The sequence below is a fragment of the Arthrobacter gallicola genome (assembly GCF_014836775.1).
In the GTDB taxonomy this organism is placed as follows: domain Bacteria; phylum Actinomycetota; class Actinomycetes; order Actinomycetales; family Micrococcaceae; genus Arthrobacter_B; species Arthrobacter_B gallicola.
On the sequence record NZ_JACSQD010000005.1, the window covers coordinates 311637 to 332899 of the forward strand.

A 21263-nucleotide genomic window follows, 5' to 3' on the forward strand; every position below is an offset into this window, starting at 1 on the left:
GGCATTCCCGGGAATCACATGCTGCCGGAACTCACGTGCTGCGGAACTCAAGTCCGCGGCAGCAAGTGCTCCAATAAGCAAGGTCCGCCCCGGGCTCCGGGGCGGACCTTGCTTGTTGGCGGCGGCGCTTGCAGCGGTGCCGGTAATGCCGGTTGAGGCGCTAAACGGACTCGAGGGATTCCAGGTACCGGCGGCGGGCTGCCTCGTTCGCCAGCCGGGAGCGCTCACGCCGGCGCTTCGTCGGCCAGGTGAAGACCAGGACGATAATGCTGGCCAACAGCACCAGCGCCGCAACAGTTCCACCTGAGTCCATCCAGAACTGGGAGGGGAAGAGCCGGATGAGCGTGTCATCCAGCCGGAACGTCCAGTTGCCCTGCGAGAAGAAAATGCTGTGGACCTGGGTGAAGAACTGTTCCCAGGCGAGGACAGCAGCCACCAGCAGGCCAGCAATCAGCGCCAGCGTAGCCACGGCTCCGGCGAACAGCGCCCGGCGGATCCCGCCGGGGCAGCGCCGGGCGAGGTAGATTCCACCGGCGATGCTTAGCAGTGCCATGCCCAGGGCGCTCAGGAAGGCGATCCCCAGGACCATCTTCACGTCCGCCATGTGTGAGACTTCGGAAGCCAGGTACAGGGGGTCCCCGTCCGGTGTCACCAGATCACCCAGATACCGCGGCGAGGCAAAGTTCAGCAGATAGTCCACGGCGTAGGAGCCGTAAGTCATGCGGTCTTCCGTCGAGAATCCGAAGCTGTCCGCCGGGAACCCGGGCCGGTGGTATTCGGTCCAGAGGAACATCGGGGTGGCGACAGCGCGGATAGCTGCCGCCAGCAGCATCACGGGGAAAAAGACGGCGATCATCACCTGAACCACGCGCCCAAGAACCGGTTTGGCAGCCGCAGCCCGTTCCCGTTCCAAGGACCGGCGCTGGGCTTCCGCGTCCTGGATGGCCGCATCCTCAGCATCCTGCTCCGGCTCACTCCCGGTATTGGCGGCGGAATGCTCGGCCCCGGAGACATACCAGGGGCCGCCGTCCGCGTCCTTGTGTTCGCCACCGGCACTGTTAGTTGCGGCTGGCTGTTTCGTTGCAGATGTCTGTTCCGTTGCGGCTGATTTCCGGGCGGTAGTCTCTTCCCGGGCGGCACCGGCGTTTCGGCTGGTCTTCGCATCACCCTTAGTTTCAGCGGCAGCGTTAGTCTCGGCAGCTTCAGTCTCGGCGTCGTTAGTCACGGCGTCGTGAGTCTCGGCCGGGTTGAGACCGGCAGCGTCCGCAGGTTTGTCCTCGGTGGGGCGGGCATCCGCGGCTGAGTCGTAGCGGCTCAGGTTCGGCATGGTGCTGGCGGCGCGCATCGGAAGGGTGCTGCGCTGCGCCACGGACGGATGTCCGCCGGGAACCTCGCTCTTTCCGGCTGCCGTCTTTCCACTGGCTGCCTTTCCACCGGCGTCCTTTCCGCCGGCCGTGCGCCGGTCTGCCGGGGCGTCCGGCAAACCGGTTTCCGTCAGGCCGCCAAGTTCGGCAGGAGCAGCAGGATCGGCAGGTACAGCAGGATCGGCAGGCGCGCCTGGATCGGCAGGCGCGCCTGGATCGGCAGCCGCGCCTGGATCGGCAGGAGCTGCAGAGTCGGCTGCATCGGAGCTGGACAAGCCTGCGAATTCCGCATCCCAGGCATCATGCTCAGCAGGAGCAGCGTTGGCTGGGCGCGCGCTCGTGGCCGCGGCGTGGCTGCCGCTGACAATCGTCTCGCTGGCGTCGCTGGGGCCGGTGTCCTTCCCGGCAGGGGTTTCACCGGCAGGGGCGGGTTCCGTTGTAGGGTCTTGGTCCTGGCTTGCCACTGCTTTGTCTCTCATCCCAATCCTGTATGAAGTCACCGGTGGTGGGGGTCCGGTTCCGTCCTTCTTAGACCCTACCGGCCCGCACCCACCGAATCAGGGTGCCACCCCGAATCGCCGCAGGCCGCGTTGGCAGGGGCGGAACCTCAGGCGCTCCGGACCGCTGATTCACCGGCATCGCGGGAGAGCAGATCGCCCCGGTACCCGGCCTCATAGGCGCGCTTCCCCAGGATCAGCGTGTAGGCCCAGTACCCGGCGAGTACCAGCGCCCCAATCCCTGTCCGCAGCCATGCCGGCAGAGCACTGGGAGTAACAAAGCCCTCGACGAGCCCGGAGATAAAGAGCACCACCACCAGGCCCAGGGCAACAGTCATCAGGGACCGGCCTTCCTGTGCCAGTGCCGTCACCCGTGTCCGCGGCCCCGGAGCAACCAGCGCCCAGAAAATCTGCAGGCCCGCGGCGGCAGCAACAAAAATGGCGGTCAGCTCCATCAAGCCGTGCGGCAGGATATAGCTGAAGAACGTGTCCAGCTCACCAAAGGCCGCCATGGTCCCGCCGGCTGTGCCTACGCCAATGGCATTCTGGTAGATGACGTAAGGACCCCAGATTCCGGTGACCCCAAAGGCGACCGCCTGCAGGGCGATCCACGCATTGTTGGTCCACACCATCCCGGCAAAGGAAGCGGCCGGATTCTCGGAGTAGTAGTTTGCAAAGTCGGACTCCACGTAGCGGCGAAGCTCGGCATCCGTCCCCATGGCAGCGAGCACTCCGGGTGTATTAACCACCCAGTATCCAGCCAGCACGGCGACCAGCGTGAACAGCACACCGATCACGGCGGTCATCCACCGGACCCGGTAAAAGGCCGCCGGGAGCGAGTACACAAAGAATCCGGCAACGTCTTCCAGGAAATTGGACCGGGCCCCCGTGAAACGCGTCCGGGCACGGGAAAGCCGCATGGACAGCGCTGCGGAGTAAGCCCCCTCGGGTGCGGTGGACCGGATTACCGACAGGTGCGTGGACGCACGCTGGTACAGCAGCAGCAGCTCATCAGCTTCTGCACCGGTCAGCCGGCGGCGTGCGGTGAGTTCGTCAAGCCGCTGCCAGTCTTCCCGGTGCACGGCGGCGAAGGCATCCATGTCCACGCCTCCACCCTAACCGGAGCCGGAGGTGCCCGGCCCGCTGCCACGCCTGACCCGGCAGAGACAGCCGCCTGCCGTCCCCGCCCCCGCGCGCACCCGGCTGGGTAGAGTGGACTCCACATGGGGAGACAGCGCAGAGACATGGGGAAAGCATGAGGCTGGTATGAGTACGGTCGTGACTGGTGAGGCCGTAGTCCTGGAACTGCGTGCGGCGTCGTTCGCGGCCCGGGCGCTGAGCACGATCATCGACGTGATCACCGCGCTGCTGCTGCTTTTCCTGCTCTTTTATCTGGTTGGCAACACCTTTAGCGGCGCGCTGGATCCGGCGCTGACCCGCGCTCTTCTGCTGGCCGCCGTCGTGCTGGTGATTCTGGTGATTCCGGTGGCCGTCGAGACCCTGAGCCGCGGAAAATCGCTGGGCCGCCTGATCATGGGGCTGCGGATCGTGCGTGACGACGGCGGCGCTGTGCGCTTCCGGCAGGCCTTCACCCGCGGGATCCTGGCAGTCCTGGAAATCTACATGCTGGCCGGGTCGCTGGCATTTCTCGTGGCTGTCTTTAATGAGAAGTCCAAGCGTCTCGGGGACATGCTCGCGGGCACCTATGCCATGCGTGAGCGGGTGAAAGCTCCCCCTCCGCCCGTAGTGGTGATGCCCGCCGAGCTGGCCCCCTGGGCCGCGCTGGCGGACATCGGGCGTCTTCCGGATCCCCTGTCCCGGCGGGTGGCCCGGTTTCTGGCGCAGGCTGAGCGGATGACACCGCCGGCACGTGCTGCGCTGGGCGCTTCCCTGGCCACCGAGGTCTCGGCGTTTGTTTCCCCGCCTCCCCCGTCCGGGACTGTTCCGGAAGCCTATCTGCGGGCCGTGATGGCGCAGCGGCGGGACCGCGACTTCGTCCGGCTCAGCGCGCAGCGCGTGCGCGCAGGACAGGTCGCTGAGCGGCTGCACCGGCTCCCGTTCGCGGACCGTTAAAACACCTGCGGCGCCGCGGGTTTGGCGCGGCGCCGCAGGTGTTGTTGAGCGTTACCGGGCTGCTCAGTAGCGGTAGTGGTCCGGCTTGTAGGGACCGGCCACATCTACACCCAGATATTCGGCCTGGCTCTTGGTCAGTTCGCTGAGCTCGACGCCGAGGGCACCCAGGTGCAGTCGGGCCACCTTCTCATCCAGGATCTTGGGCAGCACGTACACCTGGTTGGCGTACTCCGGGCTGCCGTCTTCCTTGGTCTGTCCGAACTTGGTGAACAGTTCGATCTGGGCGATGGTCTGGTTCGCAAAGGAATTCGACATCACGAAGGACGGGTGCCCGGTGGCGTTGCCCAGGTTCAGCAGCCGGCCTTCGGAGAGGACGATGATGCTGCGCTGGGACTCCGTGCCCTCATCGAAGATCCATTCGTGAACCTGCGGCTTGATCTCGACCTTGCGGATGCCGGGCACCCGGGCCAGCCCGGCCATGTCGATTTCATTGTCGAAGTGCCCCACGTTGCCCACGATCGCCTGGTGCTTCATCTGCGCCATGTGGGACGCCATGATGATGTCCTTGTTGCCCGTGGTGGTGATGAAGATGTCGCCCTGCCCCACAACTGACTCGAGGCGCGCCACCTGGTAGCCGTCCATGGCGGCCTGCAGCGCGCAGATCGGGTCGATTTCGGTCACGATGACCCGGGCTCCCTGGCCGCGCAGGGCCTCGGCGGCACCCTTGCCGACGTCGCCGTAGCCGCAGACCACGGCAACCTTGCCGCCGATCAGCGTATCGGTGGCGCGGTTCAGGCCGTCCGGCAGGGAGTGGCGGATGCCGTATTTGTTGTCGAACTTGGACTTGGTCACCGAGTCGTTGACGTTGATCGCCGGGAAAAGCAGCTGCCCCTCGGCGGCCAGCTGGTACAGGCGCAGGACGCCGGTGGTGGTTTCCTCGGTGACGCCGCGGATGCCCTTGGCGATTTCCGTCCACTTCCCCGGTGCCTGGGCCAGCGACCGGCGCAGGGTGTCCAGGATGATGGTGTACTCGTGCGAATAGTCAGGATCGTCTTCGGACGGGTTGGCCGGCACGGCGCCGGCAGCTTCGAATTCCACCCCCTTGTGCAGCAGGAGGGTGGCGTCACCGCCGTCGTCCAGAATCATGTTCGGTCCGCCGGAGCCCTCAGGCCAGGTGAGGATCTGCTCAGCGGTCCACCAGTACTCTTCCAGCGTCTCGTTCTTCCAGGCGAAGACCGGCACGCCCTGCGGATCTTCCGGCGTGCCGCTGCCCACAACCACGGCAGCGGCGGCCTCGTCCTGGGTGGAGAAAATGTTGCAGGAAGCCCAGCGGACCTCGGCGCCCAGGGCGGTGAGGGTTTCGATCAGTACGGCGGTCTGCACTGTCATGTGCAGGGAACCGGCAATCCGGGCTCCTGCGAGCGGCTGGCTGGGTCCGAATTCACGCCGCAGGGCCATCAGACCGGGCATCTCGTGTTCGGCCAGCCGGATCTGGTGGCGTCCGGCTTCGGCCAGGGACAGGTCAGCTACTTTGTAGTCGATGCTCACGGGTGGGTTTCCTCGTTCCTGGTGGATTCTTCGGCTGCGGGGTTCGCGGCGGCAGGATCTCCGGCAGGCATCAGAAGGACGGGAATGCCCTCTTCGATGCGGTAGCGGACGGGCTGGCCGTCAGGGCCCGGGGCGGTGGAAATCAGTTCGTCGCCGGCTTGCTTCAGCGGTGAATGAGTCTGCGGGCAGCGCAGCGTGTCCAGAAGATCGGCGGTCAGGTTAGCCATGGGTACAGCACTTCCTTGCGAAACGGTTGATGATGCGCCGGCCGTGGTTCTCCCGGCTGATGATTCCAGCCTAATGGCGAACGGACTGCGGGGCAGTGTCAGCTCTGTTCGCGGACATCTTCGCGTAATACCCGCAGGTGGGACCGGCGGCCCGCGGTAAGGTCAACCGGCGGTTCCAGGGCGTGCCTGCCGCTGCGCCGGGCCGGCTCGTCGTCCGGTTCCGGCTCCATCCCGGCTTCGCGGACGGCGTCCACCAGGGCGGAAAGCTCATCGGGTCCGGGGGTACGGGACTGGCCGCCAAGGTCAAGCCGCAGCACTTCCCAGCCCCGGGGGGCGGTAAGGCGCTGGGCATGCAGCTCGCAGAGGTCATAGCAGTGCGGCTCCGCGTAGGTTGCCAGCGGGCCCAGAACTGCCGTGGAATCGGCGTAAACGTACGTCAAGGTAGCGACGGCGGCCTGCCGGCACGCTGAACGTGAACAAAGACGTAAGGATCCCACGGAGGAACACTTTACCCCGGTGCCCGCCGCCAGCGTGCAGCCACGCCGCGCTGCCACCCGGCTGATCTTCCCCGTACGGGCCCGGGGCGGGCGTGGGCCGGACAGGAGCCGGGCCGGACAGCCGGGGCGCGCGGGAGCCTGGCAGGAGCCGGTGGGGCAGGATCGGGGCGGAGGAACGCGGCGGGTGAGGGAGCGCGGCGAACTCCCCCGGCGGCGTGGTCCGGACTAGAGTAGTGGCATGTCCCCAGGAGCGTCCTTTCGGATCAGGCTCGACGGCGGATCCGGCACCGGCGCCGCCGATCCCGTTTCGCCGCGTCCGTTCCACCTGCGCCGGCGTAACCGTCATGGCCGGGGTCTTCGCGGAGAACTGCTGCCGGCTCATCTCGCTGGATCCCGCACCCGGGCGGAGCGGTTCGACGAGTGGGTCATGGAGTCCGCCCAGCGGCTCGAACGCCTCTGGGGTGAAGACATCCAGTCCTATCAGTTCGTAGTCCAGGAAATCCCGGACGGCCTCGAAGAACTGGTGCGCCAGGGCGGATCAATTCCCCTGGCTTCCTCCGCTCCGGGCCGGGGACCCAAACCTCCGGTTATTACCGTCTACCGGCGCCCGGTGGAGTCAACCGCCCGGGGGCTGGTCCCCGTCAGCGAACTGATCCACGACGTTGTGGTGGAACAACTCGCCTCGCTCAAGGGCATGGAACCGGAATCGATAGATCCAACCTATGGGCGGTTCCGGCCGCTCTAAGCCCCACCGCGCCCAGACCTGCCGGGCGCCTCCACCCAGGCTCCGGCCAGCCCAGCGGTCCGGTCCGCTGAGTAGCCGATCCTTTAGTAGCCGATGCCGATCTGCGCGTTCCTGCTGCCGGCGCTTCCTTCGGGCAGAGGCAGAACCGAAATACCCGGCCCCTCCCCCGTCACCAGCTGGGCGCCGTACACGGCCTCACCCACCGCTGTCACCAGAACACCAGCCACGTCACCGGAACCGATATCCCCGGACTGCAGGGTCAGGGTCCGTCCCGCGGGTACTGCCACAACTTTCTCCGGCTGCAGGGTCCCGTCGGCCCCGATCGCCCGGACCCTGACTTCCGCAGCGCCGTCGGGAGCCGTCAGCACCAGGGCGGAGCTGCTGCCGGGGACGCCGACGGCCAGATGTTCACTGCCCATCCGTGCATCGGCGGGAGCCACAGCAAGGTCCACCCGCTTGCCGGGTTCCGTGCCGCGGCTGAACACCGCCGCCGCGGTGAAAGCAACATCTGAGGTCAAATCAAGGGAATAGGTGCCTTCGGGGAGGTCAGCCAGCGGGATCTTCCCCACCGTTCCGGCGGGCACGCTGAAGACTCCGCCCCCGGGGATCTGGACTTCTCCCCCGGGCCCGAAGACCCGCAGATGGACCACCGCGTCAGTGCTGCCTGGAACAGCCACGTTCAGCACGGGCGCCACTGAGGCGTGCCCGTCCTGTTCAGCCAGCTTCCGGATGCTGTCCGCTGACTGCAGGGTTGTGCCGGTAATCACCTGGCGCGGGGACGGAGCCGCTGTTGGTTCAATAAGTTCCACGCCGCCGGGAGTGAGTCCGCGAAGGATGCTCTGTTCAATGACCGCCGTGACCGGACCGCCTGAGCTGCGGACACGAACGGAGACGGCCTCTTCATTGGCGGCCAGTCCGGCAAGGATGATGGAGCGGGTTTCACCCGGCGCAACCACAATTCCGCGGCTGCCGGCGGATTCGATCCGTCCCACTGAACCGTGCAGGTCCAGGTCAACTGTTGCCGGAGTGACCGAAGGATTGGAGAGCCGCAGCACTGCGGTCGCGCCCACGGTGGTCCGCGCGCCGAGCAGCCAGATGTCATTAGCCGGCGCCTGGCAGTTGGCGGCCGCCACTCCCGCCAGGTCTCCATCCGTGGCGGAATAGCCCAGGACGGCGTTGGCAGTGGCCTGCATTTTCCCGCTGGGTTCCGCTTCCAGGGCTGTGACAGTATCAACCGCCAGGTTCCGCAGCGCTCCCGCGGGCCTGGTCCCGGCCAGCGGCGCCGTTTCTCCTGTCTCAATCCCGCCCAGGACCTTGCCGCCGTCCAGCTCGGTGAGATCTGCGGCCGGCAGGGACGAACCCGGTGCGCCAAGGACCACTGAGCTAACGGCAGTGGCAGCCGACTCGGAGACCGGGCTGTACTCAGCGTCGGTGCCGGAGACATTTCCGGCCAGCAAACGCAGCGGCTGGGGACACACTGCAGTCAGGGCACCCGCGGGAACCTCGGTGGCCGGGGGCTGGATCGGAATTCCAGACCCTGCCGGCGCGGCCACGGCTGCCGCAGTGATCAGAGCGCCTGCTGCCGCCATCAGCACGACGCCGGAGGAGACTGTGTAGGCCGTTTTGCGGCGGCTCTGGCGGCGGCCGCGTGCTGCGGACCGGGTATCGTCACCGGAACGCTCCATCAGCGGACTCCTTCGTGTGAACTTTTCGCAGCTGTTGTGCCGCCGTCGTCGGTCTTTTCCCGGCTCCGGACCTTCGCCGCCTTGGCCTGGGCTTTTGCTTCGGCCGATGTGCCGGCTTTTTTACGGGTCCGTGCTGTCCTGGGTTTTCCGGCAGCCTGGTTGCTTCCGGCATCCCTGGCCGCACGTTCCTGTTTCATTCTGCGTCCGACACCGCGCCGCGGTGTTCCCGCCGGTTGGCGGGCACCACCGGGTGCTGAGGGAGGGGTGCCGTCCGGTTCCGGCCCGTCATCCGGTCCGGTGCCGGGTCCGGGGGTTCCCGGGTCCGGTGTGCCGGTTCCAGGATCCGGTGTCCCGCTGCCCGTCCGGGCAGGGCGCTGCTTTCCGGGCAGGCGGATAACCCCGGAACGTACCGGTGTGGGCACGGCCAGGAGGAGCGTCAGCCCGAAGACGATCACCTGAAGGATTTCCACGTACGGTTGCCAGACGCTCCGGTAGCTCACGCTCAGCGTTCCACCCTTGGCCGGCAGGCTGAACGCCTGCGCCCATCCCTCGGTGGCGGGCTCAAGCCGGGTGCCGTTGAGGCTGGCTTCCCATCCGGTGTCGGCGCGTTCCGCCAGTACCAGCTTCCGTCCCTCTTCCCCGGCGGGTATTTCGGTGTTGACCGCCTGCTCCGGAGAGGGGACGAGCATGATGGTCTGCCCCGCTGCATCCTGAATCCGGATGCGGGATGTCTGTCCGGCCACGGTCTCGGTGCCCTGCTCATCCAGGGTGCCGGCTACGCGCCACAGCCACCCGGAATCGGTTTGCCCCACCGCAGTCAGGCCCGGGACCGAGTCCATCCGGTCAGCAAGCAGTTCCGCGGCGGTATCGGAGGTCTGCAGGACCACAAATGCGACGCCAAGCCGTGCCAGTTCCGGCCGCGGGTCCACTCCGGTGCCGGCGGTGATGACGGCAACGGCGCTGCGCAGACCGGCGGTTGCCTCATCGTCCGGGACAATGCTTTCCCGGACGGGCTCGCCCTGGACTGCCCTCGCCGTGTAGGAAGCATTCAAACCATCAAGGGTGCTCCCCCCGGAGCGCATCAGGGTTGCCGTGACATCATCCCCCGGTCCGGTGGTGAGAACCAGTGTGCGGGTCTGGTCCGGAGAATTGCCGCGGTCCGCTGCGGTTGCGGGGAGGACGCGCGGGTCGGTGGAGCGAATGGCCAGGCGGGTCCCGGGCTGGGCGCCGCCTGTTCCTGCTTCGGACGCGGCTCCGGCTGCCTGCGGGATAGCCCATGCGGCCAGGCTCAGTGCCGGGCCGGCACCGAGGAGTATTCCAACGATGACGACGACGGCGGTGACCGGCTTACGCCTGGTCCGCTCAGCGGTCAGCTGGCGGGTCAGCAAAGCGTCCATGGCCAGCAGTGCTGAACAGAGCTGGCCGAAGACGGCCGCTGAGACAAGCGGACCGGGGAATGGTGTCACCAGGGCCGTCGCTGAGCTGCCCGTGGCCAGGTAGGCCGAGGCTCCGCCCAGCAGCAGGGCACTGATGCTGAGGAGCCAGGCCAGGCGCGCGGCTCCCGAGTGCCGGCTGGTGAAGAGTGCCGCGGCGGAGACCGCTACAACCGGCGCTCCGACCAGAAGGGCCAGAACCAGTGTCCAGGGCCCGGCGGGGAGGAAGTCCAGGCCGGCCACGGGATCGGCGGCGGCGAAGGCAGCCGGATAGCCCAGCAGCTGCTGCCACAGGGCAGCCGGTTCGAAGCCCAGCGGCACCCCCGGATCGGCAGCTGCGGCGCGAAGGTTATTCGACGCTGAGAGGATGACCGGCAGCAGCAGGGAGGCGGAGGGAAGCAGCGACCACCACAGGGTGCGGGCACGGGAGCGCAGCCGGAGGGACAGGACCAGAACGCTGAGGATTCCGAGGACAAAGAGCAGAGGAGCGCTGGCGGTGAGGACGGCCAGGAGCAGACCGGCCGCTGCGGCAGCGGTCCAGCTTGGCGTTCCGTGCACGCCCGGCTTCCGCTGCTGCGCACCCGGTTCGCGGTGCGTACGGGTCTCGTCCTCAGCCTGCCCCAGGCCGAGGGCCCGGGCCATTGCCAACGCGGTTAGGGGAAGCAGAATGTGGGCCAGGAGTGCGCCGAGCCGTCCCTCGCCAAGGGCGGTCTGGAGCGCGGGAAGCGCACCCCAGAACATCGCGGCCCAAAAACGCAGGCTGCTGCGGCGGGTTACCGCTCCGGCGGCGAACCAGGCGCTGAGTCCGGCCAGCGGCATGGCTAGAACCAGCAGGACAACGACGGCGGTGTTCGCGTTGCCGAATCCGGCGGCGCCGAGAAGCCACAGCACATAGTCGAAGGGATCGCCGTGTCCGGGATAACCGGCGCCGGTTTCGGCCCACCACCCGCTGGCGTTGGCCCAGATATCCCCGAGCGCCCCGGAAACGGGCAGCAGTGCCCCTCCGGTTAGTGCCGGGGCACCAATGAGGCGGTGCAGGCCGGTCAGCGAGACCACTGCCAGCAGGACGACGGCGGTGAGAGCACCGGTGCCTACCCAGCTGCGGGCGGGACCGGACAGGGCGGCGAAGTCATCATTCGCGTCCCCGCTGGGAACGTAGGAATCCGCTGCGCCCGGGTGATCCGCCGGGTGGGCCTTGGCTGCTGCCTCGGATTCGTGGACGGAGCGTCGGTATTCGCGTACTTCGCGCGGTCCCGTGACCAGGGCGCGCACCGTACTGCGCGGCAGCCTGCGCGTGGCTGCGGCGGCTTTGCGGGAGCGGTAGAGGTCCACCGGCCGGAGGATCCCGGCAATGCTGGCGGCGAGGGCTCCGGCTGCATAGCCGGGATCTTTGGCCAGCATCCCCAGGAAGAACCGTCCCAGACCGCCCAGGACTGCGCCGGCGGCCAGGAAGGGAATCTGCCACCCCGGTGCGTGTTTGAGGCGAAGGAAGATCTCCGCCTTCCGGGCGGCGCCGGCGCTGGCGGCTGTGTTGGGCCGGTTTCCGGCGTGGCGGATCCGTGCCGCGGGCACCACGACTACGCGGTTGCCGGCCAGCCGGTTGCGCCAGCAGAGGTCGATGTCGTCTCCGGTGCCGGGCAGCGCCGGGTCAAAGCCGCCGAGACGTTCCCACACATCGCGCCGGATCAGCATCCCGGCGGAGTTCACGGCAAAAACGTCGCTGCGGGAGTCGTACTGTCCCTGGTCCAGCTCATCAGCATCGATCATCGTCAGGCGTTCGGCCCAGCGGCTGACGGAAACACCAACGTCCACCAGTTTGCGCGGGTTATCCCACTCCACCTGCTTGGCGCCGGCGATTGTCACGGACGGCGCTACTTCAACGGCCCGGAGCAGCTGGGCCAGGGCATCAGGATCCGGTGCCGAATCGTCGTGCAGCAGCCAGAGCCATTCCTGTGCCGGGTCCGCGTCCTTCCGCGGCGGCAGCTGGGACAGACCCACGTTTACGGCGGCACCAAAACCTGCACGGGCCGGGGCCCCGGTTACCGGGCTGCCTACCGGCAGTCCGAGCTGGAGCAGGGATGCCGAGGCGTCGGTGGATCCCGCGTCAACGCCGACACAAACGTCTGCCGGGCGCGTCTGCGCCGCCAGCGCGGAAAGGGTTTCGGGAAGGTACTCGGCGCCGTCGTGGGCAACCACAACGGCACATACGCGGACGTGCGAAGGAATTAGACTGCCTGCTTCCGAAGACGCCGGCGTTCCCGCTCGGACAGCCCGCCCCAAATACCAAAGCGTTCGTCATTGGCCAGTGCGTACTCCAGGCACTGCGACCGCACGTTGCACGCGGCGCAGACCTTTTTCGCGTCGCGGGTGGACCCGCCCTTTTCGGGGAAGAAGGCTTCGGGATCTGTCTGCGCACACAGTGCGTCCGCCTGCCAGCCGAGTTCACCCTCATCGGCATAGCCGTCTCCCAGGCCCGGCAGTCCGATCCAGACTTTCCGTTCCTCTGTTTCTGCCGGTGTCTGGAACAGCGATACCGGTGGATCCAGCGGATCGTCCTCCGGAGCACCGCCGGCCAGCGCCTCATGGGCAGCCAGAAAAGCTGTGGCCGCTGATTCGAGGCTGCCTCCGGAACCCTCCCGGTACCGTTCCGCCGCCTCAGGATCGGCAGGATCGACGTACCAGTCCACAGGAACTCCCCGCGAGCCGTAGCTCGTGGAAGCCTGCGCGGCCACGTCCGGCCGGTTCTGCTTCATTTCTGCTTGCCCCATGGAGTCCTCCCGGTGTAAATGCCCCAACAGCGGATATCTGGATTCACCCAAGCGACAATCAGCTTGCTGTGCATGCGTGTCGGTAATGGTTTGCTGGAACAATCCGTCCCCTAATTACACGCGTGTAATACGTCCCCGTCAAGCTGTTTCGGCATCCTATAGAGTCGGAACCGTCCCGCGCTGGCGCGCCACGCCGTAAATTTTGCCCAACACGGCATGTCGCGCTCCGCCAAACAGCAGATTCCCAGCGAAAGCGAAGCAAATGACAGCAAACCCGGTCCCATCCATACTGTCCACGCTGCGGACGGAGCAGGCAACCTCGCCCGCCCTGATCTGGTACGGCGAGGAGGGAGAACGCGTCGAACTTTCGGGACGGGTCCTGGATAACTGGGTCGCCAAAACCTCGAATTTTGCCATCGACGAGCTGGACGTTGAGCCGGGGACCATCGTGCAGCTGGAGCTGCCCGTGCACTGGAAGGCCCTGGTCTGGGCCCTCGCGGCGTGGCAAACCGGCTGCATACTCTCCCTATCGGCCGCCTCAGGGGCCGGCGTTAGGGTCACCACGGCAGAACTTGAACCGCAGGCGCCGGGCGAACTGGTGGTTGCGGTGGCGCTGCCCGCCCTGGCAATGGCGTGGCCCGGCAGCCTTCCGCCCGGGGCCGTGGACTACACGGCAGAAGTCCGGTCCTTCGCGGACACCTACACGGGGCCGGAGCTCCCGGCAGGCAACGGGGACGCCCTGGTGGCCGGCCCGGACACGGAGGCAATTCCATTCAGCGCCCTCCCGGCTCCGGCAGCCGGCGGACCCCAGGTCCTGCTCGCCCCGGCAGAGGCGGGGCTTGAGAAGGTCCTGGGAGCAGCGCTGCAGACCTGGTCCACCGGCGGGACGATTGTTCTGTCAGGGGCTGGGGTCCAGGTCCCGGAACGGACCCTGACGGCAGAGCGGGTTACTGCTCGGCTTGAGGCTTGAGCTGCTGAGGAGCCTCTGCCGTCCTGTCTGAGCCGGCGGGCGCGTCGAGTTCCTTGGACGGGTCCATGGTCATTTCCATGGCCAGTTCCCGGGCGTCCTCATCCGCCGAACTGTTGAATACCCAGTAGCGGTAGGCAAAGAACCGGACAACGGTCGCGACGCAGATCCCGAGGACACCGGCCATAAACAGGGTGCGGTTATCCGTGATGCCCATCGGATAGCGGGCAATCCAGGTGAAGCCGGTGGAGATGAAGATGCCAATCCCGTTGATCAGGATGAACTGCACAAATTCACGGGCCGCGTTGCTCTGCCGGCGGTGCCGGAAGGTCCACCACCGGTTCGCGACCCAGGAGAAGAGCGTTGCTATCGTGGCGCCGGCAAACCGTGCCTTCGCCGGGCTGCCTTCCATGATGGAGTGCATAAAGATCCAGGTCAGGCCGTTGTCCACCACGAATGCGACAGCGCCGACGGTGCCGAACTTGGCGACCTCGCGCCAGAATGCAGACGCCAGTCCCCGAAGCCAGGAAATAAATGTTGTGATCATGACCCTCCGCGGCCAATCATGCCCGGGCGGATCTCCCGGCCGGACGAAGCTGCCGCCGTGCAGGGCAGGGCGGAAAGGACATACTTTACCCGCCCTTGATGGGAATTCGCCGGGTGCCGGAGCCGGGGCTCTATGACGCAGAGCGGGAAAAGCCGGCGATTTCGGTACCCTGTAGAGGTGAGATTTCCAATTATTGGCGTTGTCGGAGGCGGCCAGCTGGCCCGGATGATGGCCCCCGCGGCCACGCAGCTTGGTTTTGAGCTGCGCGTCCTGGCCGAAGGCCCGGACGTATCCGCCGTAGCTGCAGTGTCCAACGCCGTCGTAGGCGACTACACCGATTATCAGACGCTCCTGGCCTTCGCCCGGGACGTGGATGTCCTGACTTTCGACCACGAGCATGTCCCGGCGGATCATCTGCGGGCACTGCTGGCCGAAGGCATCAACGTCCAGCCGGGTCCTGATGCCCTGCTCCATGCCCAGGACAAACTGGTGATGCGTGCCGCCGTCGACCGTCTGGGCCTGCCCAACCCACGCTGGGCTGCCGTGTCCACGGTGGCGGACCTGGTCGATTTCGGCAAGGCGGCCGGGTGGCCGGTTGTGCTGAAGACCCCCCGCGGAGGTTATGACGGCAAGGGCGTGCGCATCATCGAGGATGCAGCCGGCGCGGCTGAGGCAGCTGACTGGTTCACCGGTTCGCCCCTGCTCGCTGAGGAAAAGGTTCCGTTCACCCGTGAACTCTCTGCCCTGATCGCCCGGACCCCGGGCGGAGAGAGCGTTGCCTGGCCGGTGGTCCACTCGATCCAGGTCAACGGGGTGTGCGATGAAGTCATCGCTCCCGCACAGGATCTGGACCCCGCGACCGCCGCCGCCGCTTCAGCCGCTGCCCTGCGGCTGGCGGATGAGCTTAACGTCACCGGCGTGATGGCTGCTGAGCTCTTTGAGACTCCCGGCCGCGGACCTGGCTTTTTGGTCAATGAGCTGGCCATGCGCCCGCATAATTCCGGCCACTGGACCATGGACGGCTCCGTCACGGGTCAGTTCGAGCAGCACCTCCGCGCCGTCCTGGACCTTCCGCTCGGCGCGGCCGGTCTGCTGGGCAGCGTCACCGTGATGAAGAACTTCCTGGGCGGGGACAACCCGGATCTTTTCACCGGCACCAGGCTCGCAATGGCCGCTGTGCCTGAAGCCAAGGTCCATAATTACGGCAAGTCAGTGCGCCCCGGCCGGAAAATCGGCCACGTCAACGTGGTGGGGGCAGCGGCAGCGGATCTGCCCGCGGTCCGGCGCAGCGCCGAGCGGGCTGCCGGAATCATCCGCGACGGCCGCGAAGCCAACCAGGAACCAAACGAGGAGTTGTCATGAGCACCGCCAAGACGCCGCTGGTCGGCCTGGTCATGGGGTCCGATTCGGACTGGCCCGTGATGGACGCTGCGGCCGCGGCCCTGGCCGAGTTCGGCATTCCGTTTGAGGCAGACGTTGTCTCCGCCCACCGCATGCCCGCAGAAATGATTGCCTACGGCCAGGAAGCCCACACCCGCGGTCTGCGGGTCCTCATCGCCGGCGCCGGCGGTGCCGCGCACCTGCCCGGCATGCTGGCCGCAGTGACTCCGCTGCCGGTGATCGGCGTCCCCGTCCCGCTGAAGTACCTTGACGGCATGGATTCCCTCCTCTCGATCGTCCAGATGCCGGCCGGGGTTCCCGTCGCAACCGTCTCCATTGGCGGTGCCCGCAATGCAGGTCTCCTGGCGGTCCGTATGCTGGCCTCGGGCACGGACCCGCTGGCCGCGAAACTCCAGCAGCAGCTCATCGACTTCGCCGGGGAACTCCGTCAGAGTGCCATGGCCAAGGGTGCGCGGCTGCGTACTTCGGTCGCGGAAAGCGTCTAGGGACTGAGGATGGGCAGGACAGAGACGAGGGCCGCAGTCTTTACGGATCCAGTCCGCTATCCGCAGTCTGCGTCCCCCCGGGTGCGCACCAAGCGCGCATTTGTCCTCCTGCTGCTGACCCTGGTCCTGCCTGGGTCAGCGCAGGTGGTAGCCGGTGACCGGCGGCTGGGACGGCGCGCCCTCCAGGTCACGTTCACTGTCTGGGCGGCCCTCCTTGCGGTGCTGATCCTGGCCTTCACCAACCGGATCCTGCTGGTGAACATTTTCACCAAGGGCTGGATTTCGTTCCTTCTGATGGCCGCCCTGGCCCTGCTGGCGGTGGGCTGGGCGCTGCTCTTCCTGAACACTTTCCGCATCATCCGGCCACCGCTGCTGCAGCGCAGCGTCCGCCCCGCAGTTGCCGGCACCATGGTGGTGCTGATGGTCCTCACCAGCGGCGCGCTGGCCTACGGCGCCTGGCTGCTCAATGTCAGCCGGCAGACCTTTAGCAGCATTTTTGCCTCCGGACCGGCGTTCGAGCCGGTGGACGGCCGCTACAACTTCCTGCTGCTGGGCGGGGACGCCGGAGCGGACCGCACCGGCCTGCGCCCGGACAGCATGTCCGTCTTCAGCGTTGACGCGAAGACCGGCCAGATTGTCACCTTCGGCCTCCCCCGCAACTTCCAGAACGCGCCTTTTACCGAGGATTCTCCGCTCTGGGAGGTCTACCCCGAAGGGTATAACTGCGGAGACGAGTGCATCCTGAACAGCCTCTACCCCGTTGTCACCGATAGCTACGCCGATCTCTATCCGGACTCCGCGGACCCGGGGGCAGAAGCCATGATGGACGCGGCCGGCGGCATCCTCGGCCTGGAAATCCAGTCCTACGTCATTGTGGACATGGAAGGTTTTTCCACGCTGATCGACGCCATGGGCGGCGTGAAGATCAATGCCGGCGGATGGGTCCCCATCACAGCAGCGGAAATCCCGGGCACCACCCAGCACTATCCGCCGGACGGCTGGATTGCCCCAGGGCTGCAGACAATGGACGGTTACACCGCCCTCTGGTACGCCCGGTCACGGGAATTCGTCACCGACTACCACCGGATCGCCCGGCAGCAGTGCGTCCAGCAAGCCATGGTGGCCCAGCTGGACCCCGCCACCCTGCTCACCCGGTTCCAGGCCATTGCCTCAGCCGGTGAACAGGTGGTGCACACGGATATCCCGCAGGATCAGCTCGGCAGCTTCATTGACCTGGCCCTGAAGTCCAAGGACCACGAGGTCCAGCGCATGACCATCGGTCCGCCCGATTTTGGCACGGCAGCGGATAACTTCGTGACCTACCCGGACTTCGACCTCATCCATACCCGGGTGCAGGAAGTGCTGGCCGAGTCCTCAGCCACCGCCGAAGCCACCGGTTCAGCCGGCGCCGACACCGCTGCGCCGGCCCCCGCAGAACCGGAGGACAACGCCCCCGCCGCCGATGAGCCGGCCGATCAGCCAGCCGGTGACGTTCCTGCTGCTGAGCCCGTTACCCCGTCAACCGACGCCCCGGAGATCACCGAGGATTACCTGCAGGAGCTTGCTAGGATCGGCGATAGCGCCACGCTCGGCATGCTCCTGGACAACAACGGCAACTGCAGCGCGGGCTAACTGACGATTTCCCGCACACCGCTGCCGTCCAGGCAGGTGCGAAGCATTTGAAAGAGGACCATGTATCTGCTCGCCGGAGTTCTCCGCCCGTACGCGTGGGGATCAATGACCGCCATGGCCGAGCTTTTCGGCCGGGACCCCAGCGGGGAGCCGGAGGCCGAGCTCTGGTTCGGTGCACACCCCGGTGCCCCATCCCGGGTTGTTGAGCCCCAGGGTGCCGCGGAGACACTGGATGAGCTCATTGCGGCGGACCCGGAGGCCACACTTGGCCGGGCAGCCGTGGCTGAGCACGGGCCGGCACTTCCCTTCCTGGCCAAGCTGCTTGCGGCCGGATCACCCTTGTCCCTGCAGGTGCACCCGACCCGGGAACAGGCCGAAGCCGGCTTCGCCGCCGAGGAAGCGGCCGGCGTCGACCGGTCCGCCTCCGACCGCAACTACAAGGACGCTAACCACAAGCCGGAAATGATTTTCGCGCTGACCCCGTTCGAGGCGCTGTGCGGCTTCCGCGCACCCGCCGACGCCGCCGCGCTCTTCCGTTCCCTGGCCCGGCTGGTTGAAGCATCCGGCCGCCCCTCCCCCGCCCTGCTGACCGAGACTGCGTCTGATCTGGAGTCCGGGAGGCCCGCCGCGGAAAAACTGGAGAAGGTGTTCCGCCGCCTGATCAGCGGCGGCGAAGAGGTGCGGGACGCCGTCTCCACCACTGCGGACACGGTCCGCAGCCTCGGCGCCGGGCCGCTGACGGAACTGGACCCGGCCCTGGCTGCCATCAGTGGACTGGACGATTATTATCCCGAAGATCCGGGTGTCCTCATCTCCCTGCTGCTCAACCGGGTTTCGCTGCAGCCGGGAGAGGCCATTTATCTGCCGGCAGGCAACATCCACGCCTACCTCAGCGGCCTGGGGGTTGAGGTCATGGCTTCCTCGGATAACGTGCTCCGCGGCGGCCTGACGCCCAAGCATGTGGATATCCCGGAGCTGCTGAAAACCGTTGATTTCCAGCCGCTGGGAGTTCCCCGCATGGAAGCCGGGTACACGGCACTGGGACAGGAAATCTACCAGCCACCCTTCAGTGACTTCTCCCTGCAGCGGCTGGAACTGGCCCAGTCCGAGGCCACACCCAGTATGTCCGCGGCCGACGTCCCGGTCCTGCAGAACGGCCCTACCCTGGTGATCGCCCTGCGGGGATCGCTGGTCCTGGACACACCAAAACAGGATCTTGTTCTGAACCCCGGGGACTGCGCCTTCATCCCGGCGGACGAAGCGCCGGTGATCGCAAAGCTTGCGGCCCATTCGGCACAGCACGACGACGGCGCCCTCGCCTTCGCGGTGACGGCCGGCATGGTCCCGCTGCCGGGGAGCCCGGACGAACCGCAGCTGGAACTCTAGCGGCGGGTACCCCGGAGCCGTCCGCGGAGCCCGGACACAGCGCCGCGGGCCTTGCGGAGCGCCGTCTTTGCCAGCGGCAGCGCGGTCGTGAAGACGGGATACAGCGGGGACAGAGGTTTATCCCACGTCCCGGCCAGCAGATCCTCGTGCTGCGCCCAGCCCATCTTGAACTTGGACACGCCGTCGTTCAGCAGCCCGTTGAAGTCATACCGGGTGATCCCGCGTTCCTTCATTTCCCGGATCGCGAGCCATTTCAGGGCGTAGTTGGCCCGCAGGCGTTCACCCTCCTCGCTCATGCCGCCGTAGAGCTCAAAGGCGGTGTACTCACTGGCCGAAAGCCACAGGAAGGCCACTACCTCCTTGTCCTTCGTGAAGGCTGCGTAGACCGGTGAAGCTGCTCCGAGGTTGTCGAAGATGTCCTCGTAATAAGCGTCCTCGTGGATGCCGAAACCCGCCCGCTCCGCGGTCTGCTTGTAGACAGCCAGGCACAGGGGAAGCTCTTCGCGGGTAACCGCCCGGTAGTCCAGGTCCTCCCGGCCGGACTTGCGGATGTACTGCCGGTGCTTTTTACTCATTCCGGCCAGCAGATCGTCCTCGCTGAGCGCGAGGTCCAGGATCAGGGTGCGCGGAATGAGGATGGTGTTGGCACTGTGCCGGAAGCCCGCGCCGGGCAGCACCGCCGCCGGGCCGGACTCAGCGTCCCAGTCCGGTTCGATCGTCAGTGCCACGGCGCGGTGGGTTTGTTTCGCATACGCCGCAACGGCGTCGAGCAGCTGCGTTTCCCGCCCTGCCTCCCCCTGCGGCCCGCGCGGAATGTACGCCAGTGCACGGAAGGGGAAAGGCAGCCGGCGGATGAGCAGCTGGGCGCTGCCCACCACCTCGCCGCCGTCGGAAATCAGCAGGCGGTCAGCGCGCCAGCCGTGGTCAGCCTTCGTTTTCCCCCAGCCCCACAGCTGCTGCGGGTGTCCGTTGAACCGGTTGACATACTCGTCCCAGGCGGACGGATCAGTGCAGGGAGTAACGCTCAGAGTCATGCCAACTAGCCTACGTGCAAGCCCGGGTGCGCTCGAATCCGCGGGTGCCGGCAGCAGAACGGCCGGCGGGCACCGGAGCAATACCAAGCAGCCTTTGTTACGCTCGATCATGGCCACTTCAACCCGCAGCACCGACAGTCCATCCGACCCGGGGAACCGCGCCGGTACTGGCCCTCAGCGCAGTGACCTGATCCGCCAGCTGACCGTCACCGTCTCCTTTGTCCTGTGCATCGCCGGTTCCGTGATCGGCGCCGGCGTCTTTGGCGGAACTCCGATTGCGGAGGCTGCCGGCGGGGCGCTCAGCGCTGATGCGACGTACCTGGCCCCGGCCAGCCCGGCTTTCTCCATCTGGTCCGTGATCTACACCGGACTCGGCGCGTACACCATCTACCAGTGGCTCCCCGCGCAGCGCAGTTCGGTCCGCCAGCGCCGCCTGGGCTGGCTCGTGGCCGCCTCACTGCTCCTCAACGCCGCGTGGATCCTGAGTGTGCAGGCCGGCTCCCTTCCACTCTCCGTGGTGGTGATTGCGGCTCTGCTGGTGGTCCTGGCCCTGATTTTCAAGCGCTACGCGCGCACCCGGCCGGACAACTGGCTGGGCGCTGTGGTGGTGGACGGCACCCTGGGCCTGTACCTGGGCTGGGTCTGCGTGGCCATCTGCGCCAACATCGCATCGGCCCTGACTTCCGGCGGGTTCGACGGTTTTGGTCTGGACCCGGTGGTGTGGGCGGGTGCAGTGCTCGCGGCAGCTGCCGCCGTCGGCGTCGGCCTGGCCCTTTACGGCCGTGGCCGGCTGGCTCCGGCTGCCTCCCTGGCCTGGGGCCTGTCCTGGATCGCTGTGTCCCGTGTCAACGGCGAACTGCTCTCCACTGAAACGGCGGTTATGGCCGCTGTGGCCGCCGCGGTAATTGTTATCGCAACAGTTGGCGCCCGGATGGCGGAGGTCCGCCGGAAACAACCCGGACACTGACCACCCA

General features: G+C 66.9%; 18 protein-coding genes. 8 read left to right on the forward strand and 10 right to left on the reverse strand.

Annotation, left to right across the window (positions count from 1 at the left end):
• Window positions 1-160: 160 nt before the first annotated feature.
• Window positions 161-1843, reverse strand: a complete 1683-nt coding sequence (locus H9639_RS12500) for a DUF1461 domain-containing protein (protein ID WP_225219521.1) — start codon at window positions 1841-1843, stop codon at window positions 161-163.
• 128 nt (window positions 1844-1971) lie between these two features.
• The gene (locus tag H9639_RS12505) at window positions 1972-2967 is read right to left on the reverse strand and encodes a stage II sporulation protein M (RefSeq protein WP_191808389.1); all 996 of its coding nucleotides are present in this window, start codon (window positions 2965-2967) and stop codon (window positions 1972-1974) included.
• Between the two features lie 160 nt (window positions 2968-3127).
• Between H9639_RS12505 and H9639_RS12510 the strand changes: the two genes are divergently transcribed.
• A complete protein-coding gene (locus H9639_RS12510) occupies window positions 3128-3934 on the forward strand; it encodes an RDD family protein (protein WP_191808390.1) in 807 nt (268 codons plus the stop codon).
• A gap of 63 nt (window positions 3935-3997) precedes the next feature.
• Here the strand turns inward: H9639_RS12510 and ahcY are convergent, their stop codons facing one another.
• The 3 genes from ahcY to H9639_RS12525 all read right to left on the reverse strand — a co-directional run bounded on the left by ahcY (window position 3998) and on the right by H9639_RS12525 (window position 6206).
• Window positions 3998-5482 (reverse strand): adenosylhomocysteinase, encoded by a 1485-nt coding sequence (gene ahcY, locus H9639_RS12515; protein ID WP_191808391.1) that lies wholly within the window; start codon window positions 5480-5482, stop codon window positions 3998-4000.
• Window positions 5479-5709 (reverse strand): Trm112 family protein, encoded by a 231-nt coding sequence (locus H9639_RS12520; protein WP_191808443.1) that lies wholly within the window; start codon window positions 5707-5709, stop codon window positions 5479-5481. Before H9639_RS12520 ends, ahcY begins: the two co-directional genes overlap by 4 nt.
• 98 nt (window positions 5710-5807) lie before the next feature.
• Entirely contained in the window at window positions 5808-6206 is a 399-nt protein-coding gene (locus H9639_RS12525) for a DUF3499 domain-containing protein (RefSeq protein WP_191808392.1), read from the reverse strand.
• Between the two features lie 238 nt (window positions 6207-6444).
• Between H9639_RS12525 and H9639_RS12530 the strand changes: the two genes are divergently transcribed.
• Window positions 6445-6951, forward strand: coding sequence for a metallopeptidase family protein (locus H9639_RS12530; protein ID WP_225219522.1), 507 nt, complete (start codon window positions 6445-6447; stop codon window positions 6949-6951).
• A gap of 83 nt (window positions 6952-7034) precedes the next feature.
• Here the strand turns inward: H9639_RS12530 and H9639_RS12535 are convergent, their stop codons facing one another.
• Genes H9639_RS12535 through H9639_RS17070 form a run of 3 tightly spaced genes read right to left on the reverse strand, consistent with a single transcriptional unit; the run spans window position 7035 to window position 12837 of the window.
• A complete protein-coding gene (locus tag H9639_RS12535) occupies window positions 7035-8636 on the reverse strand; it encodes a DUF5719 family protein (RefSeq protein WP_191808393.1) in 1602 nt (533 codons plus the stop codon).
• Entirely contained in the window at window positions 8636-12265 is a 3630-nt protein-coding gene (locus tag H9639_RS12540) for a glycosyltransferase (protein WP_191808394.1), read from the reverse strand. The genes H9639_RS12535 and H9639_RS12540 overlap by 1 nt, the downstream gene beginning before the upstream one ends.
• Before the next feature lie 29 nt (window positions 12266-12294).
• Window positions 12295-12837 (reverse strand): WhiB family transcriptional regulator, encoded by a 543-nt coding sequence (locus tag H9639_RS17070; RefSeq protein WP_263598553.1) that lies wholly within the window; start codon window positions 12835-12837, stop codon window positions 12295-12297.
• A 262-nt stretch (window positions 12838-13099) separates the two neighbouring features.
• Between H9639_RS17070 and H9639_RS12550 the strand changes: the two genes are divergently transcribed.
• Window positions 13100-13807 carry a TIGR03089 family protein gene (locus H9639_RS12550; protein WP_191808395.1) on the forward strand — a complete coding sequence of 236 codons (708 nt, stop codon included), beginning with the start codon at window positions 13100-13102 and terminating at the stop codon, window positions 13805-13807.
• Here H9639_RS12550 and H9639_RS12555 read toward each other — a convergent pair.
• Window positions 13785-14351 carry a GtrA family protein gene (locus H9639_RS12555; RefSeq protein WP_191808396.1) on the reverse strand — a complete coding sequence of 189 codons (567 nt, stop codon included), beginning with the start codon at window positions 14349-14351 and terminating at the stop codon, window positions 13785-13787. The two genes, H9639_RS12550 and H9639_RS12555, sit on opposite strands and share 23 nt — an antisense overlap.
• Window positions 14352-14576: 225 nt before the next feature.
• On the opposite strand from H9639_RS12555, the gene H9639_RS12560 reads away from it, so the two are divergent.
• From H9639_RS12560 to manA, 4 genes are read left to right on the forward strand one after another with little or no spacing between them, the layout of a single operon-like run.
• Window positions 14577-15713: a 5-(carboxyamino)imidazole ribonucleotide synthase gene (locus H9639_RS12560; RefSeq protein WP_263598555.1), complete on the forward strand. Its 1137-nt coding sequence runs from the start codon at window positions 14577-14579 to the stop codon at window positions 15711-15713.
• Window positions 15710-16237, forward strand: a complete 528-nt coding sequence (gene purE / locus H9639_RS12565; RefSeq protein ID WP_191808398.1) for a 5-(carboxyamino)imidazole ribonucleotide mutase — start codon at window positions 15710-15712, stop codon at window positions 16235-16237. Before H9639_RS12560 ends, purE begins: the two co-directional genes overlap by 4 nt.
• 9 nt (window positions 16238-16246) lie before the next feature.
• Window positions 16247-17869 carry an LCP family protein gene (locus H9639_RS12570; RefSeq protein WP_191808399.1) on the forward strand — a complete coding sequence of 541 codons (1623 nt, stop codon included), beginning with the start codon at window positions 16247-16249 and terminating at the stop codon, window positions 17867-17869.
• 60 nt (window positions 17870-17929) lie between these two features.
• Window positions 17930-19255 (forward strand): mannose-6-phosphate isomerase, class I, encoded by a 1326-nt coding sequence (manA, locus tag H9639_RS12575; protein ID WP_191808400.1) that lies wholly within the window; start codon window positions 17930-17932, stop codon window positions 19253-19255.
• On the opposite strand, the gene H9639_RS12580 is transcribed toward manA, so the two are convergent.
• Window positions 19252-20289 (reverse strand): lipid II:glycine glycyltransferase FemX, encoded by a 1038-nt coding sequence (locus H9639_RS12580; protein WP_191808401.1) that lies wholly within the window; start codon window positions 20287-20289, stop codon window positions 19252-19254. The genes manA and H9639_RS12580 overlap by 4 nt on opposite strands.
• A gap of 109 nt (window positions 20290-20398) precedes the next feature.
• Here H9639_RS12580 and H9639_RS12585 point away from each other — a divergent pair, with 109 nt between their 5' ends.
• The gene (locus tag H9639_RS12585; protein ID WP_225219523.1) at window positions 20399-21256 is read left to right on the forward strand and encodes a tryptophan-rich sensory protein; all 858 of its coding nucleotides are present in this window, start codon (window positions 20399-20401) and stop codon (window positions 21254-21256) included.
• The last annotated feature ends 7 nt before the right edge of the window (window positions 21257-21263 follow it).

Coding starts and splice junctions, on each gene's coding strand:
- H9639_RS12500 (WP_225219521.1), bottom strand. CDS start 1,843: ATGAGAGACAAAGCAGTGGCAAGCCAGGACCAAGACCCTACAACGGAA.
- H9639_RS12510 (WP_191808390.1), top strand. CDS start 3,128: ATGAGTACGGTCGTGACTGGTGAGGCCGTAGTCCTGGAACTGCGTGCG.
- H9639_RS12520 (WP_191808443.1), bottom strand. CDS start 5,709: ATGGCTAACCTGACCGCCGATCTTCTGGACACGCTGCGCTGCCCGCAG.
- H9639_RS12530 (WP_225219522.1), top strand. CDS start 6,445: ATGTCCCCAGGAGCGTCCTTTCGGATCAGGCTCGACGGCGGATCCGGC.
- H9639_RS12535 (WP_191808393.1), bottom strand. CDS start 8,636: ATGGAGCGTTCCGGTGACGATACCCGGTCCGCAGCACGCGGCCGCCGC.
- H9639_RS17070 (WP_263598553.1), bottom strand. CDS start 12,837: ATGGGGCAAGCAGAAATGAAGCAGAACCGGCCGGACGTGGCCGCGCAG.
- H9639_RS12550 (WP_191808395.1), top strand. CDS start 13,100: ATGACAGCAAACCCGGTCCCATCCATACTGTCCACGCTGCGGACGGAG.
- H9639_RS12555 (WP_191808396.1), bottom strand. CDS start 14,351: ATGATCACAACATTTATTTCCTGGCTTCGGGGACTGGCGTCTGCATTC.
- H9639_RS12560 (WP_263598555.1), top strand. CDS start 14,577: ATGATGGCCCCCGCGGCCACGCAGCTTGGTTTTGAGCTGCGCGTCCTG.
- purE (WP_191808398.1), top strand. CDS start 15,710: ATGAGCACCGCCAAGACGCCGCTGGTCGGCCTGGTCATGGGGTCCGAT.
- H9639_RS12570 (WP_191808399.1), top strand. CDS start 16,247: ATGGGCAGGACAGAGACGAGGGCCGCAGTCTTTACGGATCCAGTCCGC.
- manA (WP_191808400.1), top strand. CDS start 17,930: ATGTATCTGCTCGCCGGAGTTCTCCGCCCGTACGCGTGGGGATCAATG.
- H9639_RS12580 (WP_191808401.1), bottom strand. CDS start 20,289: ATGACTCTGAGCGTTACTCCCTGCACTGATCCGTCCGCCTGGGACGAG.
- H9639_RS12585 (WP_225219523.1), top strand. CDS start 20,399: ATGGCCACTTCAACCCGCAGCACCGACAGTCCATCCGACCCGGGGAAC.